9 protein-coding genes are annotated in these 15,226 nt (G+C 64.9%); 4 read left to right on the top strand and 5 right to left on the bottom strand.

The genetic code is table 11. The features are described from left to right. The first annotated feature begins 3 nt into the window (after nucleotides 1-3). Nucleotides 4-750, top strand: a complete 747-nt coding sequence (gene hutC / locus V6B08_RS05825; RefSeq protein WP_341978785.1) for a histidine utilization transcriptional repressor HutC — start codon at nucleotides 4-6, stop codon at nucleotides 748-750. A gap of 14 nt (nucleotides 751-764) precedes the next feature. Then, entirely contained in the window at nucleotides 765-2,441 is a 1,677-nt protein-coding gene (gene hutU / locus V6B08_RS05820; protein WP_341978784.1) for a urocanate hydratase, read from the top strand. Between the two features lie 156 nt (nucleotides 2,442-2,597). Here hutU and V6B08_RS05815 read toward each other — a convergent pair whose 3' ends face one another. Beyond that, nucleotides 2,598-2,993, bottom strand: a complete 396-nt coding sequence (locus V6B08_RS05815; protein WP_341978783.1) for a hypothetical protein — start codon at nucleotides 2,991-2,993, stop codon at nucleotides 2,598-2,600. A gap of 181 nt (nucleotides 2,994-3,174) precedes the next feature. Then, nucleotides 3,175-4,440, bottom strand: a complete 1,266-nt coding sequence (gene fabF / locus V6B08_RS05810; protein ID WP_341978782.1) for a beta-ketoacyl-ACP synthase II — start codon at nucleotides 4,438-4,440, stop codon at nucleotides 3,175-3,177. 112 nt (nucleotides 4,441-4,552) lie between these two features. Between fabF and V6B08_RS05805 the strand changes: the two genes are divergently transcribed. Both V6B08_RS05805 and V6B08_RS05800 read left to right on the top strand, forming a co-directional pair. Next, nucleotides 4,553-5,032 carry a MarR family winged helix-turn-helix transcriptional regulator gene (locus V6B08_RS05805; RefSeq protein WP_341978781.1) on the top strand — a complete coding sequence of 160 codons (480 nt, stop codon included), beginning with the start codon at nucleotides 4,553-4,555 and terminating at the stop codon, nucleotides 5,030-5,032. An 88-nt stretch (nucleotides 5,033-5,120) separates the two neighbouring features. Then, nucleotides 5,121-5,687: a VUT family protein gene (locus V6B08_RS05800; protein ID WP_341978780.1), complete on the top strand. Its 567-nt coding sequence runs from the start codon at nucleotides 5,121-5,123 to the stop codon at nucleotides 5,685-5,687. On the opposite strand, the gene V6B08_RS05795 is transcribed toward V6B08_RS05800, so the two are convergent. From V6B08_RS05795 to V6B08_RS05785, 3 genes are read right to left on the bottom strand one after another with little or no spacing between them, the layout of a single operon-like run. Further along, nucleotides 5,688-7,328, bottom strand: coding sequence for an O-linked N-acetylglucosamine transferase, SPINDLY family protein (locus tag V6B08_RS05795; protein WP_341978779.1), 1,641 nt, complete (start codon nucleotides 7,326-7,328; stop codon nucleotides 5,688-5,690). Then, nucleotides 7,325-9,112: an O-linked N-acetylglucosamine transferase, SPINDLY family protein gene (locus tag V6B08_RS05790; protein ID WP_341978778.1), complete on the bottom strand. Its 1,788-nt coding sequence runs from the start codon at nucleotides 9,110-9,112 to the stop codon at nucleotides 7,325-7,327. Before V6B08_RS05790 ends, V6B08_RS05795 begins: the two co-directional genes overlap by 4 nt. Further along, nucleotides 9,109-15,135 (bottom strand): O-linked N-acetylglucosamine transferase, SPINDLY family protein, encoded by a 6,027-nt coding sequence (locus tag V6B08_RS05785; protein ID WP_341978777.1) that lies wholly within the window; start codon nucleotides 15,133-15,135, stop codon nucleotides 9,109-9,111. Before V6B08_RS05785 ends, V6B08_RS05790 begins: the two co-directional genes overlap by 4 nt. Between the last annotated feature and the right edge of the window lie 91 nt (nucleotides 15,136-15,226).

The following is a 15,226-nucleotide window of genomic DNA, read 5'->3' as shown; positions in this document are numbered from 1 at the left end:
GCCATGAGCAGTGCAGGGCCGACCCCGCGCTATCGCCGGGTCAAGGAATTCATCGTCCGCCATATCGAAAGCGGCACCTACAAACCGGGCGACCAGGTGCCTTCCGAGAGCGCCCTGGTGGCGACGCTGAAGGTCAGCCGCATGACGGTGAACCGTGCTTTGCGCGAACTCACCCATGAAGGCCTGCTCGTGCGCGTGCAGGGTGCCGGCACCTTCGTCGCCGAAAAGCGGCCAATGGCCAATCTGGTGGAGCTGCGCAATATCGCCGACGAGATCAATGAGCGCGGCCAGCGCCACGCCGCCAAGGTGGAACTGCTGCGGCCCGAGAAAGCCGGCGCCGATGTGGCGCGCGATCTCGGCCTCAGGACCGGCGCCCGCGTATTCCACTCCATCATCCTGCATGCCGCCGATGGCATTCCGGTGCAATTGGAAGACCGCTGGGTCAATCCGGCGGCGGCGCCGGATTACCTGAACGCCGATTTCAGCCGCATGACGCCGAACGAGCATCTGAGCCTGGTGGCGCCGTTGACGGAAGTCGAGCATGTGGTGGAAGCCGCCATGCCCGATGCCCGCACCCGCCGCCTGCTGCGGCTGGCCGATAACGAACCCTGCCTGCGGCTGCGCCGCCGCACCTGGTCCGGCGGCGTCGTGGTGTCCAGCGCCACGCTGCTATATCCCGGCAACAGCCACCGCTTCACCACCCGCTTCGCCTACCGTTCCGACGGCACGTCGAAGCGATCCAATCTGTAAGCATGAGGCCTCCCATGTCCGCTCCCTCGCGCCGCGACAACAGCCGCGTCATCCGCTCGCCGCACGGCGATGCGCTGCATACCCAGAACTGGCAGATCGAAGCCGCCTACCGCATGCTGCGCAACAACCTTGATCCCGATGTCGCGGAAAAGCCGGAGGAACTGGTGGTCTATGGCGGCATCGGCCGCGCCGCGCGCAACTGGCAGAGCTTCGACCAGATCGAGCAGGCTTTGAAGACGCTGGGGCCGGAGGAGACGCTGCTGGTGCAATCAGGCAAACCCGTTGGCGTGTTCCGCACCCATGAGGATGCGCCGCGCGTGCTGATCGCCAATTCGAACCTGGTGCCGCATTGGGGCACCTGGGAGAAGTTCCACGAGCTCGACCGCGCCGGCCTGATGATGTATGGCCAGATGACCGCCGGCTCCTGGATCTATATCGGCAGCCAGGGCATCGTGCAGGGCACTTACGAAACCTTCGTCGAGATGGGCCGCCAGCATTACGGCGGCAATCTCAAGGGCCGCTGGATTCTCACCGCTGGCCTCGGCGGCATGGGCGGCGCCCAGGCGCTCGCTGCCACCATGGCTGGTGCCTCGATCCTCGCCATCGAATGCCAGCCCTCGCGCATCGAGATGCGGCTGCGCACGCGCTATCTCGACAAGCAGGCCAAGACGCTGGATGAAGCCATGGCCATGCTGGAAGAAGCCAAGCGCGACGGCAGGGCAATCTCCATCGGCCTGCTCGGCAATGCCGCCGAGATTCTGCCTGAAATGCTGAAGCGCGGCATCCGCCCCGATGCCGTCACCGACCAGACCAGCGCCCATGACCCGGTGAACGGCTACCTGCCGGCCGGCTGGAGCCTGGCGAAGTGGGAAGAAGCCAAGCTGAGCGACCCGGAAGGCGTGGCGCGGGCCGCGAAAGAGTCCATGGCGGCGCATGTGCGCGCCATGCTGGCCTTCAAGGCGCAAGGCATCCCGACTTTCGACTACGGCAACAATATCCGCCAGATGGCCAAGGAAGTCGGCGTCGCGGAAGCCTTCGATTTCCCCGGCTTCGTGCCGGCCTATATCCGGCCATTGTTCTGCCGTGGCATTGGCCCGTTCCGCTGGGTAGCGCTCTCAGGCGACCCGGAGGATATCTACAAGACCGATGCCAAGGTGAAGGAGCTGATCCCGGACGATCCGCACCTGCATAACTGGCTCGACATGGCGCGGCAGCGCATCAGCTTCCAGGGCTTGCCGGCGCGCATCTGCTGGGTCGGCCTCGGCCAGCGCCATCGCCTTGGCCTCGCCTTCAACGAGATGGTGGCCAAGGGCGAACTGAAAGGCCCGATCGTGATCGGCCGTGACCATCTCGATTCCGGCTCGGTGGCGAGCCCGAACCGCGAAACCGAAGCGATGAAGGATGGCTCGGATGCGGTCTCCGACTGGCCGCTGCTGAACGCCCTGCTCAACACCGCATCGGGTGCCACCTGGGTGTCGCTGCATCATGGCGGCGGCGTCGGCATCGGCTATTCGCAGCATGCCGGCGTGGTGATCGTGGCCGATGGCACGGCGGGCGCGGCGCGTCGTCTGGAGCGCGTGCTGTGGAACGATCCCGCCACCGGCGTGATGCGCCATGCCGATGCCGGCTACGACATCGCCGTGCAATGCGCCGAGGAAAAGGGCCTCAAGCTGCCGTTTCTGGGGAAGTGAGGCGGCCACCTCCCAGTCGTCATGCCCGGGCCAGCCCTTCGAGCCTCTGCGCCCACGCCGCTTTCAGTGGCGCGCGCTTAGAGCCCGGGCATCTTTGGCCTTCTGCATGAGATGCGCGGATCAAGTCCGCGCATGACGATTGTGTTATTCAAGTCGCTAAGACACCAGCTTCGACGGGTCGCAGCCGGGCCAGTCGAAATCCGCAGCGACCCTCTGGGCGCGGAATAGCGTGCCGCTGGCGATATGCTGATAGCTCATCTCGTTATTGCTTAAGCCCAGCAGCAGGTAGCGGTCGGCATAGTTGACGCGCTGACCATCGATCATGGTGGTGTTGGTGGCATAGATGCTGCCTTGCAGCGACCAGCGCCCGGCTTCCAGTGAGCGATGCACGATCTGGCATTCCTCATAGCGGCGGAATTCCACCGCGAAGCCCCCATCAGGCCGGCGCTCGGAAAGCCAATGCAGGTAGACGCGGCCCTGATAGCCCTCGCCATACCAGCGGCCAGACAAGTCGGCCTGCTGCGCCATGGCGGGCACCGCCACAAGCAGCATCAGCAGTATTCCGAACAGCCGCAACCGCATCCCGCTCCGCCTCCATGCCAGGATTGGCAGTGTAGCGAAGACAGGTGAGGCGTTGAATAGAAATACCTCTCTGTCCGTCATGCCCGCGAAAGCGGGCATCCCATTTGCTATCTGAAATGGGACCCTCGCTTTCGCGAGGGTGACACTAAGATTACGCTTTACCGAACACCAGCGCGGCATTCACGCCGCCAAAGCCGAAAGCATTCGACATGGCGTGGCTGAAGCGGCGTGCTTGAGCGGTGAGCGGCACCAGGTCCGGCCCGGCGCAGGCCGGATCGACATTCTCCAGGTTCAGCGTCGGCGGCGCCACCTGATCGCGGAGCGCCAGGATCGAGTAGATCGCCTCCACCGCACCCGCAGCACCCAGCAGATGCCCGATGGCCGACTTGGTGGAGGACATGGCGAGCTGCGCGATGCCATTGCCGAAAACGCGGCGCACGGCGGCCACTTCCGCTGCATCGCCCACCGGCGTCGAGGTTGAATGGGCGTTGATATAGCCGATAGCGTCCGGCGACAGCTTGGCCTCCGCCAGCGCCTTCTGCATTGCCAGCATGGCGCCACGGCCATCTTCCGGCGGCGCGGTGATGTGATGCGCGTCGGCGCTGGTGCCATAGCCGCCGAAGCGCGCCAGGATTTCAGCGCCGCGTGCCCTTGCATGCTCCTCGGCTTCCAGCACCAGGATGCCGGCGCCCTCGCCCATCACGAAGCCATCGCGTGCCGCATCGAAGGGCCGCGAAGCGCGCTCAGGCGCCTCGTTATGCACCGTGGACAAGGCCCGCGCCGCGCCGAAGCCGGCCAGACTGACCCGGTCGATGCAGGCCTCGGCACCGCCGGCGATCATCACATCGGTTTCGCCGCGCTGGATGGCGCGCGCCGCATCGCCAATCGCCTGGGCGCCAGCGGCACAGGCGGTGACCGGGCAGCCGATCGGCCCCTCCAGGCCCCAGCGGATCGAGATATGGCCGGCAGCAAGATTGCCGAGGAAACTCGGGATCACGAAAGGCGAGAGCTTGCGCGGACCATCCTGCGCCACCGTGCGTGTGGCTTGTGCGATGGCCGGGAAGCCGCCGATGCCGGTGGCAACGATGCAGCCGGCGCGTTCGCGCGCCCGCTCGTCCTGCGGCGCCCAGCCGGCCTGCTGCATCGCTTCTGCGGCGGCGGCCAGGGCATACTGGATGAAGCTGTCCATCTTGCGGCGATCCTTGGCCGGCGCTGCTGTTTCCGGATCGAAGCCGTGTTCGGGATCCGCCTCGCGCCCCGGCACCATGCCGGCGATGCGAGCGCCGAGGTCATCCACAGGGAAACGCGCGATGCGGCGGATGCCGGAAAGCCCGGCCAGCAGGCGGCGCCAATTGCCCGCCACGCCCTGGCCCAACGGCGTCACCAGGCCCATGCCGGTTATCACGACTTCGCGCATCACCAGTCTCCTGCATATACAATAGATGTATATGCAGATATATGGCTTGTGCCACTGCTTGGCAAGGCCCGCACCGCTTGGCAAAAGCCGGGAAAAACCCTAAACCGGAAGCATGGCCCGCCGCGCAACCTCTGCCTCCGATGCCGCCTGGACTGCCGCCTGGCAGGAACTGGATGGCGTCGGCTGCATCGGCATGCGCCTGCGCCAGGCGATGCGGCTGGCCACCCAGCGACTGGACCAGGCGTTGAAACCCGCCGGCATCGCCATCACGCAATTCGCGCCGATGGCCTATCTCTACCGCGATGGCGGCTTGAGCATGGGCGAACTGGCGGAGTTGGTCGGCGTTGACCCGACGACGCTGACCCGCATCCTCAGGCCGCTGGAAAAGCGCGGCCTGTTGCGGCAGGAAACCGCCAAGGATGACCGCCGCCGCCGGGTGATCGAACTGACTGCCCAAGGTCGCGGCGCCTTCCAGCGCGCCCTGCCGCTGTGGCACCAGGCCCAGGGCGAAATCGGCGCCCTGCTGGGCAATACCGAGACCCGGGCGCTGCGCCGCCAGCTCGATCACGCCATCGCCCGCCTTCAGGGTTGAACCCGGCTGCAAGCCTGAAACTGGCTTGCGGCGCTTGCCGCTTCGCCGTATACCCGGCTGAAAGAAGCTCCCCCATAAGAGAACAAACATGAACCGGTTGCGTATCGAGGGCTACCTGTTTCTGGCCGCTTTCATCGCCTGTGTACCGGCGGCGAACTGGCTGATCGGCAATGTCGGCACCACCTGCATCCCCAAGGGCCCCTGCCTGGTGCCGGTCGCCCCGGGCCTGGACGGGCCGATCACCGCGCCGAGCGGCGTGCTGATGATCGGCGCCGCTCTGGTGCTGCGTGACCTGCTGCAGCGCCGGCTGGGCAAGGCCTGGACCATTGGTGCCATCGTGATCGGCGCCCTGCTCTCCGCCTTCGTGGCGCCACCGGCCCTGGTGATCGCCTCGATGATCGCCTTCCTGCTTTCCGAACTCGCCGACTTCGCGGTCTATACGCCGCTGCAGCAGCGCGGCCTGGTGCGCGCCGTGCTGCTTTCCAGCCTGGTCGGCCTGGCGGTCGATTCCGTGGTGTTTCTCTATCTCGCCTTCGGCAGCCTGAATTATCTCGGTGGCCAGATGATCGGCAAGCTGTGGATGGTGCTGCTGGCGCTGCCGCTGGTGCATTGGCTGCGCCGCCGCGACGAGCGCCTAGGCATCAGCCCGGCCTGATCAGGCGCCGGCTGACGCACACCATTCACGCCAGAGCTGGCGGTAGCCGGCCTCCATGGCCTGCACCAGCCCGGGCGCGTCGCGCAGGACCGAGGCTTCGAAGCGCGGTCGCAATCCGGCACGGATCCTGGCCAGCGCTTCGAGATCATTCGCCCAGCGGGTGGCGATCCCGAGATAGCCAGTCCTGTCCTCGGCCACCCAATCGCCCATGCCGAGCGCGCCCAGAATACTGGCGCCGAAACGCCCCAGCGGCGGACGGGCGGCCATGCTGACCACCGGCACCCCCATCCACAGGGCCTCGATGGTGGTGGTGCCGGCATTATGCGGAAACGGGTCCAGCGCGATATCGATCTGATTATAGGCCGCCCAGGTGGCGGTCTGCGGGTGGGTATAGACCAGGCTGAGCCGCTCCGGCGCGATGCCATGGGTGGCGAAGCGCTGGCTGAAATCCTGTCGTATACCCTCATCCAGGAAGGTCTTGGCATTCAGCATCAGCCGCGCATCCGGCACCGCCTGCAGCAATGCGGCCCAGGCCGCCACCACGCTTTCATTCAGCCGTACCGTGCGGCCGAAATGGCCGAACGTGACATAGCCGTTGCGCAACGCCGGCAGCGGGCCGACCTCCGCCATACCTTCGGGCGGACGATAGGCCAGCGGCACGCGGCCAAGTCGCATCACGCGTTCGGAGAAAAGATTTTCGCGCCCAGGCGGCACCATGGCATCGTCGGCGAAGAAACCATCGATGGCGGAAAGCCCGGTGGTGCAGCCAGCGCCGATCAGATAACTGAACTGCACCGGTGCCGGCTTGCGCGCGAAGGTTAGCAGCCGGTTGCCGCCGGTATGACCGGCAAGGTCAACCAGCACATCAATGCCATCAGCGCGGATCATGGCCGCCACGGCGGCGTCATTCAAACCCACTGTGCTGCGCCAGTGATCGGCCTGAGCCTTCAGCCGCTCGGTGATGTGGTCCGGCTTCTGCACTTCGCTGTAGAGATAGATCTCGAAAGACACGCGGTCATGGGCGGCCAGCAGCGGCTCGAAAAACAGCGCGACGGCATGACGGCGGAAATCCGGCGAGACATAGCCGAGCTTCAGGCGCCGCCCGGGTTCCGGCTTGTTGTCATGCGCCAATGGCTTCGGCAGGCGTGGCCGACCATGCACTTCATCCCAGCGGTGGTATTCGGCATAAATCTGCTCCGGCGTAAGATCCATGCGGTAATTGGTGCAGAACAACAGGCTGGAATGCGCCGAGGAGTCTTCCGGCTGCAACACCAGCATCTGCCGCAGCAGCTTTTCCGCCTGCGGTAGCTTTTCCTGGGCAAGCAACAAATTGACCAGGCGGATCGGCGGCGGCGCGGCCTCTTGCTTCACGGTTGGCACCGCCAGATCGCCGGCCTTGTCGCGGCAGGCATCGCGCAGACGGGCAAGCTCCGCATCCGCCGGCACCAGCGCTAGCGCCTGATCAAAATAGCGCAATGCCACCGGCCAGACGCCCTTCCGCATCGCAGCCAATCCGGCCAGGCGCAGGGCCGCGACTGTAGCTGGCGCCACCCGCAGTACCGCCTTGGCAAGCTGGAAGGCCAGATCATTGTCGCCGCCCTCGAGCGCCGCCGCGGCTTCGGCAAGCGTCTTTTCCGTCATCCGGCACACCATTCGCGCCAGAGCTGGCGATAGCCGGCTTCTATAGCGCGGGCCAGCCCGGCACCATCGCGCATCGGCGATGCTTCAAAACGCTGACGCAAGCCGGCGCGAAGTTGCGCCAGCGCCGCAAGATCGCCGGCCTTGGCGATCCCCGCTGCAATGAAACCGGCATCATCAGGCGCCACCCAGTCGCTCATGCCGAGCGCACCGAGGATCGAGGCACCAAAACGGCCAACCGATGGCCGATCCGAGCGGCTCAACACCGGCACCCCCATCCACAAGGCTTCAATCGTGGTGGTGCCGGCATTATGCGGGAATGGATCGAGCGCGATATCGATCTCGTTGTAATATTCCCAGGTCTTGGCCTGCGGCGAGGTGAAGATCAGGTCCAGCCGTTCCGCCGCGATGCCATGGGCAGCGAAGCGTTCGGCAAAAAACTGCCGCGTCGCGGCATCGACAAAGGGCCGGTTGTTCAGCACCAGGCGGGAAGCTGGCACGTGCTGCAGCAATTGCGCCCAGAGCGCGACGACGCGGTCGTTGATCCGCACCGCTCGGCTGAAGCAGCCGAAGGTGACATGGCCATTGCGCAAGGCCGGCAGTGGCCCGATAGCCGGCACATCATCGGGTGGCTGATAGGCCAGCGGCGAGCGGCCAAGCCGCATAATTCTTTCCGAAAACAGATGCTCATATCCCGGCGGCACCATCTCGGCATCGGCGAAGAAACCGTCGATAGCGGAAAGCCCGGTGGTATAGCCGGCCCCGATGAGATAGCTGAACTGCACCGGCGCCGGCTTGCGTGCAAACACGCCCAGCCGGTTGCCTGCCGTATGGCCGGAAAGATCGACCAGAATGTCGATGCCGTCGGTTCGGATCATCGCTGCCACGTCATCGTCGCTCTTGCCGACTATGACCCGCCAATGATCCGCCTGTTCGCGCAGCCGCTGGCTTACTTGGTCTGGCACGGATACTTCGGCATAGAGATACACCCCCACCGCCTCTCGGTCATGGCCACGCAGCAGCGGCTCGAAGAACATCGGCACCACATGACGGCAGAAATCGGCGGAGACATAGCCAACCTTCAGTCGTCGTGCCGGATCGCGGCTGTTGCCATGCTGCAAGGGCTGCGGCAGATATGGCCGGCCATGCCGTTCATCGTAGCGCTGGTATTCGGCAAAAAGCTGTTCCGGCGTCAGCGTCATGTCGTAGTTGAGGCAGAACAGCAGGTTGCTATGCGGCACCGCCAGATGCGGATAGCGTTCGACCACTTTGCGCAACGCCTCGCGGGCCTCATCCATGCGGCCTTCGCGCACCAGGATTATGGCCAGCGCGCTCTCGAAATCCGGCAAGGCCGGAAATAGCGCCTGCGCTTCCTCGGCATAGCGCCGGGCATCACCGGTGCGGTTGGCGCTCATCAGGCCATAGACCAGGCGCTGCCATAGTTTCGGCCCAGGCGGCGAGGCCGCCAAGGCGGCACGGAACACGCTGTCAAGTTCAGCCGCATCGCCGCTATTCACCATCACATTGGTGAGATGCACCAGCATGCCGGCATCATTGGGATAAAACTGCAGATACTGCTGCAGGTAGCGGGTGGCTATCGGCCAGTTATAACGCTGTACCGCCGAGAGCGCGGCCAGGCGCAACGCATCGCGATGCGCCGGATCCAGCCGCAGCACCTGCTTGGCTAAAGCGAAGCAGCGGTCGAGATCGCCCGCCTTGGCCGCAGCCAGCGACGCCTGCAGCAATGCGCCGATATCGGCGCCCGTGCTGGCGCCCGGCGATGTCATCCGCCGCACCACTCCCGCCAGAGCTGGCGATAGCCGGCTTCAATGGCCTTCGCCAGGCCGGGCCCGTCGCGCATCGGCGAGGCTTCGAAACGCGGCCGCAGGCCGGCGCGGAGCTGCGCCAAAGCCTCGAGATTGCCGGCCCAGCGGGCTCCGATCTCAATATAGGCGGCCTCATCCTCGGTGACCCAATCCTGCATTTCCAACGCGCCAAGGATCGAGGCACCGAAGCGGCCTACCGAAGGCCGGTCTGCCTTGCTCAATACCGGCACACCCATCCACAACGCCTCAATGGTTGTGGTGCCGGCATTATGCGGGAACGGATCCAGCGCAATGTCGATCTCGTTGTAATGCGCCCAGGTCTTGGTCTGCGGGAAGGTGTAGATCAGCTCCAACCGTTCCGGTGTGATGCCATGGGCATCGAAGCGCTGCTGGAACAGATCCCGCGTCGCAGCCTCGGCGAAGGGTTTGGAATTCAGCACCAGGCGCGAATCCGGCACGCGCTTCAGCAGCCGAGACCACAGGGCAATCACCTTCTCGTTCAGGCGCACGGTGCGGCTGAAACTGCCGAAGGTGACATGGCCGTTGCGCAAGGCCGGCAGCGGCCCCACTTCCGGCATTGCTTCCGGTGGGCGGTAGACCAGGGGCGAGCGGCCAAGCCGCACGATGCGCTCCGAGAACAGGTGCTCGAAGCCCTGCGGCACCATGTAATCATCGGAGAAGAAGCCATCCACCGCCGACAGGCCGGTGGTATAGCCCTGGCCGATCAGGTAGCTGAACTGCACCGGCGCCGGCTTGCGCGTGAACACGCCGAGCCGGTTGCCCGCCGTATGGCCGGCCAGATCGACCAGGATGTCGATGCCATCGGCGCGGATCATCGCCGCCACATCGTCATCGCCCTTGCCCACAGTGCCGCGCCAGTGATCGGCCTGCGATTTCAGCCGCTCGGTGATCGCATCCGGCGTCGGCACCTCGCCATAGAGGTAAATCTCGAAAGCCGCCTTGTCGCGCGAGGCCAGCAGCGGCTCGAAGAACATCGCCACCGCATGATTGCGGAAATCCGGCGAGACATAGCCGACCTTCAGCCGTCGTTCCGGCTCGCGGGCATTGGCATGCTGCAACGGGTTCGGCAGCTTCGGCTTGCCGAAACGCTCATCCCAGCGCCGGTATTCGGCATAGATCTCTTCCGCCGTGAGATCGGCACGGTAGTTCGAGCAGAACAGCAGGTTGGAATGGCTGAGCACATAGTCCGGATTGATCGCCAGTGCGGCACGGAAGGATTCCGCGGCCTCGTCCAGCCGCTCCTGGCCGAGCAGGGCATTGCCGAGATTGTTATGGGCATCCGGATTGCGCGCTTCCAGCGCAATGGATTTGCGGCAGGCTTCCTCGGCCTCGACAAAGCGGCCCATGGCGAACAGCGTGTTGCCGAGATTGGCCCAGCCATGGGGATAGTTCGGCCTGAGCCGCACCGCTTCGCGGAATTCCTGCTCGGATTCATCGAGCTTGCCGAGATCCTTGAGCGTGTTGGCCAGGTTGTTGCGCGCTTCCGCCGAATCCGGCTTCAGCGCCACCGCCTTGCGGCATTCGGCTTCGGCTTCCTTGAGGCGGCCAAGCTGGCGCAGCGCACCGGCGCGGTTCCAGCGCAATTCCGCCATGTCCGGCAGCTGCTTCACCGCTTCGCCGATCAGATCGGCGGCTTTCTGCCAGTCGCGGCGGCGATAGGCGATCAGACCGAGGATATGCAAGGCATCGGCATTTTTCGGTGCCAGGGCGAGCAAAGCCACGGCAGCCTGCTCGGCCTGCGGCAATTGCCCGGACTGGAACGCCCGGATCGCCGCATCCAGCAGGGCTTGCGCCTTGGCAGCAGCTTCCTGGGCCGGCGTCGCCGCCGGCTTGGCAACCGCCGGCACGGCAGACTTGGCGCCCTGGCTGGCGCACCAGTCATGCCAGAACTGGATATAGGCCTGTTCGATGGCGCGGGTGAGCGAAACGCCATCGCGCATCGGCGACTTTTCGAATGTGCCGCGCAGATTGCGCCGCAGCTCCGCCAGGGCCGGCAGGTCGTTGGCCCATTTCTTGGCAATCGCGACGTATTCGTCGTGGTTCTGCGCCACCCAGTCATCCATGCCGAGCGCGCCGAGGATCGAGGCGCCGAAACGGCCCACCGAGGGCCGGCCAGCCAGACTTAGGACCGGCACGCCCATCCACAAAGCTTCGATGGTGGTGGTGCCGGCATTATGCGGGAACGGGTCCAGCGCGATATCGATATTGCCGTAGTAGTCCCAGGTGCGCGGCTGCGGGTTGGTGAAGATCAGGTCGAGCCGTTCCGGCTCGACGCCATGGGCTGCGAAACGGTCGAGAAACAGCTTGCGCGTCGGCTCATCGGTGAAGGGCTTGGAATTCAGCACCAGGCGCGCATTCGGAATCTCATTCAGAATCCGCGACCAGACCTCGATCACCTCGTCATTCATGCGCACCGTGCGGCTGAAACAGCCGAAGGTGACGACAGGCTTTTTCTTCTTGCCTTTTTTCAGCGCCGGCAATGGGGCCACCAGCGGCATCGCCGGCGGCGCCATGTAGCAGAGCGGCGAACGCGGCAGGCGCACCACCTTCTCGGCGAACAGATGATCATAGCCTTCCGGCACCATGGCGGCATCGACCAGGAAGCCATCGATGGCACTGAGGCCGGTGGTGGTGCCATGGCCGATCAGATAGGTGAACTGCACCGGCGCCGGCTTGCGCGCGAACATAGTGAGGCGGTTGCCCGCCGTGTGGCCGGCCAGGTCAATCAGGATGTCGATGCCATCGGCGCGGATCATGTTGGCGACTTCATCGTCGCTCTTGCCCACCGTGCTGCGCCAGTGATCAGCCATCTTCTGAAAGCGCGTGGTCATCGCATCCGGATTCGGCACTTCGCCATAGAGGAAGATTTCGAACTTGCCGCGATCATGCACCGACAGCACTGGCTCGAAGAACAGCGACACCACATGCTGGCGCAGATCGGGCGAGACATAGCCGATCTTCAGCTTGCGGTTCGGGTTCGGATCATTGTCATGGCGTAGCGGATTGGGCAGATGCGGCTTGCCGTGGCGGTCGTCCCAACGCTTGTATTCCTCGAAGATTTCCTCTGCCGTCGCACCGGGGCGGTAGTTCTGGCAGAATAGCAGGCTGGAGGAAACGGCGAGATCACCGGGCGCGATGGTGACGGCGCGGCGCAGGGCCGCCAGCGCTTCGTCATGGCGTGCCTGGTCTTCCAGCACCACGCCGAGCGTGCCGAGCGTGGCCGGATGATCGGGCCGCAGGCGCAACGACGAGCGGGCAAATTCCTCGGCTTCCGAGAGCCGGCCACGACGCATCAGCATGATCGCCAGGGCATCGTGAATATCCGGTCGCTCCGGCTTCAGCGCCAGCACCTTGCGCAGCACCACTTCGGCATCGTCGAAACGTTCGCGGGCGAGCAGCACCAGGCCAAGATTGACCATGGCATCCTCGAAATCCGGCTTCTGCTCGATGGCCTTGCGCAAGGCCTCCTCGGCTTCCACCAGCTTGCCCTGATCGCGCAGCGCATTGCCGAGATTGTTGTAGGCCTCGGCAAAAATGGGCCGCAGCGCAATGGCCTTGCGGTAGAAATTCTCCGCATCGCCATGCAGTTTCATGGCGCGGGCAACGACGCCGAGCGAGGACCAGTATTCCGGCAAATTCGGATTGATCGCTACGGCGCGCGACAGCCATTTCATCGCCGCCGGATAATCCTTCACGTCGCAGCACAGCACGCCCATCGCCTGCAGCGCATCGGCATTGTCTGGCTGTTGCTCCAGCAGGGCGGCGCAGATGCGGCGGGCCTGTTCGCGGTCACCGACATTGAAGGCGGCGACGACATCGGAATAGGTCAGTGGCCGCTCGGCTTCCGGTGGCTCGGTGCCGGCGAGCGCGCGGCTTTCGCACCAATCGTTCCAGAGCTGGCGGTAGGCGGTTTCGATGGCACGCGCCAGGCCCGGCGCATCGCGCATCGCCGAAGCCTCGAAGCGGTCGCGCAGGCCAGCCCGCAGCTTGGCCAGGCCATCGATGTCCTTGGCCCAGCGTTCGGCGATATCGAGATACTCGTCCGGATCGGCCGCCACCCAGTCGCTCATGCCGAGCGCGCCGAGGATCGAGGCGCCGAAGCGCCCCACCGACGGCCTGGCCGCCAGGCTCAACACCGGCACGCCCATCCAGAGCGCCTCGATGGTGGTGGTGCCAGCATTATGCGGGAACGGATCCAGCGCAATATCGATTTCGTTGTAATGCGCCCAGGTCTTGGGCTGCGGTTGGGTATAGATCAGTTCCAGCCGCTCCGGCCCGATACCGTGCGTCGCGAAACGCTCCTCGAACATCTGGCGCGTGAACTTTTCCGCGAAAGGCTTCGAATTAAGCACCAGCGTGGCATCCGGGATGCGGTTGAGCAATTCAGCCCAGATGGCGATGACATCTTCGTTGATGCGCACGGTGCGGCTGAAACAGCCGAACCGCAGCTTGCCACACTGCTTCGCCGGTAGCGGACCGACATCGGGCATATGCTCCGGCGGCCGGTAGACCAGTGGCGAGCGCGGGATGCGGATGATCTTTTCCGAGAACAGATGCTCGAAGCCTTCCGGCACCATGAAGTCATCGGAAATGAAACCGTCGATGGCGGACAGGCCCGTGGTGGTGCCATGGCCGATCAAGTAGCTGAACTGCACCGGCGCCGGCTTGCGCGCGAAAACCAGTAGACGGTTGCCGGCGGTGTGCCCGGCAAGATCGATCAGTACATCGATGCCATCCTGGCGGATCAGCGCCGCCATGCGGTCGTCGCTCAGGCCCACCGTACTGCGCCAGTGATCGGCCTTGGATTTCAGCCGCTGTGTCACCGCATCGGGATTGCTGACTTCGCCATAGAGATAGATCTCGACCTGCTCGCGGTCATGCGCTTCCAGTACCGGTTCGAAGAACAACGCAACGGCATGCTGGCGGAAATCCGGCGAGACATAGCCGATCTTCAGCTTGCGACCGGCTTCCGGGCTGTTGGCATGGCGCAGCGGACGCGGCAGCAAAGGCCTCGCGTGGGTCTTGTCCCAGGTGCGGTATTCCTCGGCGATTTCCTCGGCGGAAAGATCGTGGCGGTAATTGAGGCAGAACAGCAGGCTGCTATGGCCGGAGGCATAATCCGGCTTCAGCTTCAGCACCTGGCGGAACACGCCGGAGGCTTCATCCAGGCGGCCCTGGTCCTCCAGCGCGATGGCGAGATTGTTGAAGCCCTGATGCAGATCGGGCTTCAGCGCCAGGGCACGGCGGGCGAAGATTTCGGCATCGTTCGGGCGACCGGCACGCAGCAGCAGGGCGGCGAGATTGACCGATGCCTCATGGCTGTTCGGCTTCAGTGCCAGCGCCTGGCGGAAAGACGCCTCGGCTTCCGTCAGACGGTCCAGGCCCATCAGCGAATTGCCGAGATCGCTGTGCACATCGGCGAAATCCGGCTTCAGCTCGATCACCTTGCGGAATGCCACTTCCGAATCGGCGAGACGGCCGACCAGTTGCAGCAGGCGGCCGAGGCTGAGCCAGGCATCGGAAAAATTCGGCTTCAGCTCGACGGCACGGCGGAAGGCGACTTCGGCCTCGGCATGGCGGCCGAGATCGCGCAGCGTGTTGCCGAGATTCTGGTGCCCCTCGGGGAAATCCTCTTTCAGCGCAATGGCGCGGCGGTTGGCCGCCTCGGCATCCTTCAGCCGCCCCAGCGCCCGCAGCACGGCGGCGTGGTTGGCCTGGATTTCCGGCGAGGTCTTGGCATTGGCGGCCGCCTTGGCCAGGGTCGCCTCGGCATCAATCAACTGGCCGCGGCGAAAAGCGGCAAGGCCAAGCAATTGCAAGGCCGCCGGATCATTCGGCGCGGCATTCAGCAGCACGCGGCAGAGCTTCTCGGTTTCCTCATAAGCCCCGCGCTGGAAGGCAGCCACCGCTGCCTCAACCACCGCCTGTGCCGTCACCACCCCGCCTGCCGCCGCCTTGGCCATGCCTGTCCTGTCCTACCCTGACACCGCATTCATCATGCCATCCCATCGGGAATGACGGAATCGCCCGGGCCATGCCCAGGCCCCCGGAATC

This window comes from Ferrovibrio sp. MS7 (assembly GCF_038404985.1).
Lineage (GTDB): Bacteria > Pseudomonadota > Alphaproteobacteria > Ferrovibrionales > Ferrovibrionaceae > Ferrovibrio > Ferrovibrio plantarum.
This window is presented reverse-complemented; position numbering and strand designations above follow the sequence as displayed.

Excerpts from the sequence above, each read along its gene's own strand:
- V6B08_RS05795 (WP_341978779.1), bottom strand. The coding sequence starts at position 7,328 with ATGACGGAAAAGACGCTTGCCGAAGCCGCGGCGGCGCTCGAGGGCGGC.
- V6B08_RS05790 (WP_341978778.1), bottom strand. The coding sequence starts at position 9,112 with ATGACATCGCCGGGCGCCAGCACGGGCGCCGATATCGGCGCATTGCTG.
- V6B08_RS05800 (WP_341978780.1), top strand. The coding sequence starts at position 5,121 with ATGAACCGGTTGCGTATCGAGGGCTACCTGTTTCTGGCCGCTTTCATC.
- hutC (WP_341978785.1), top strand. The coding sequence starts at position 4 with ATGAGCAGTGCAGGGCCGACCCCGCGCTATCGCCGGGTCAAGGAATTC.
- V6B08_RS05785 (WP_341978777.1), bottom strand. The coding sequence starts at position 15,135 with ATGGCCAAGGCGGCGGCAGGCGGGGTGGTGACGGCACAGGCGGTGGTT.
- V6B08_RS05805 (WP_341978781.1), top strand. The coding sequence starts at position 4,553 with ATGGCCCGCCGCGCAACCTCTGCCTCCGATGCCGCCTGGACTGCCGCC.
- V6B08_RS05815 (WP_341978783.1), bottom strand. The coding sequence starts at position 2,993 with ATGCTGCTTGTGGCGGTGCCCGCCATGGCGCAGCAGGCCGACTTGTCT.
- hutU (WP_341978784.1), top strand. The coding sequence starts at position 765 with ATGTCCGCTCCCTCGCGCCGCGACAACAGCCGCGTCATCCGCTCGCCG.
- fabF (WP_341978782.1), bottom strand. The coding sequence starts at position 4,440 with ATGCGCGAAGTCGTGATAACCGGCATGGGCCTGGTGACGCCGTTGGGC.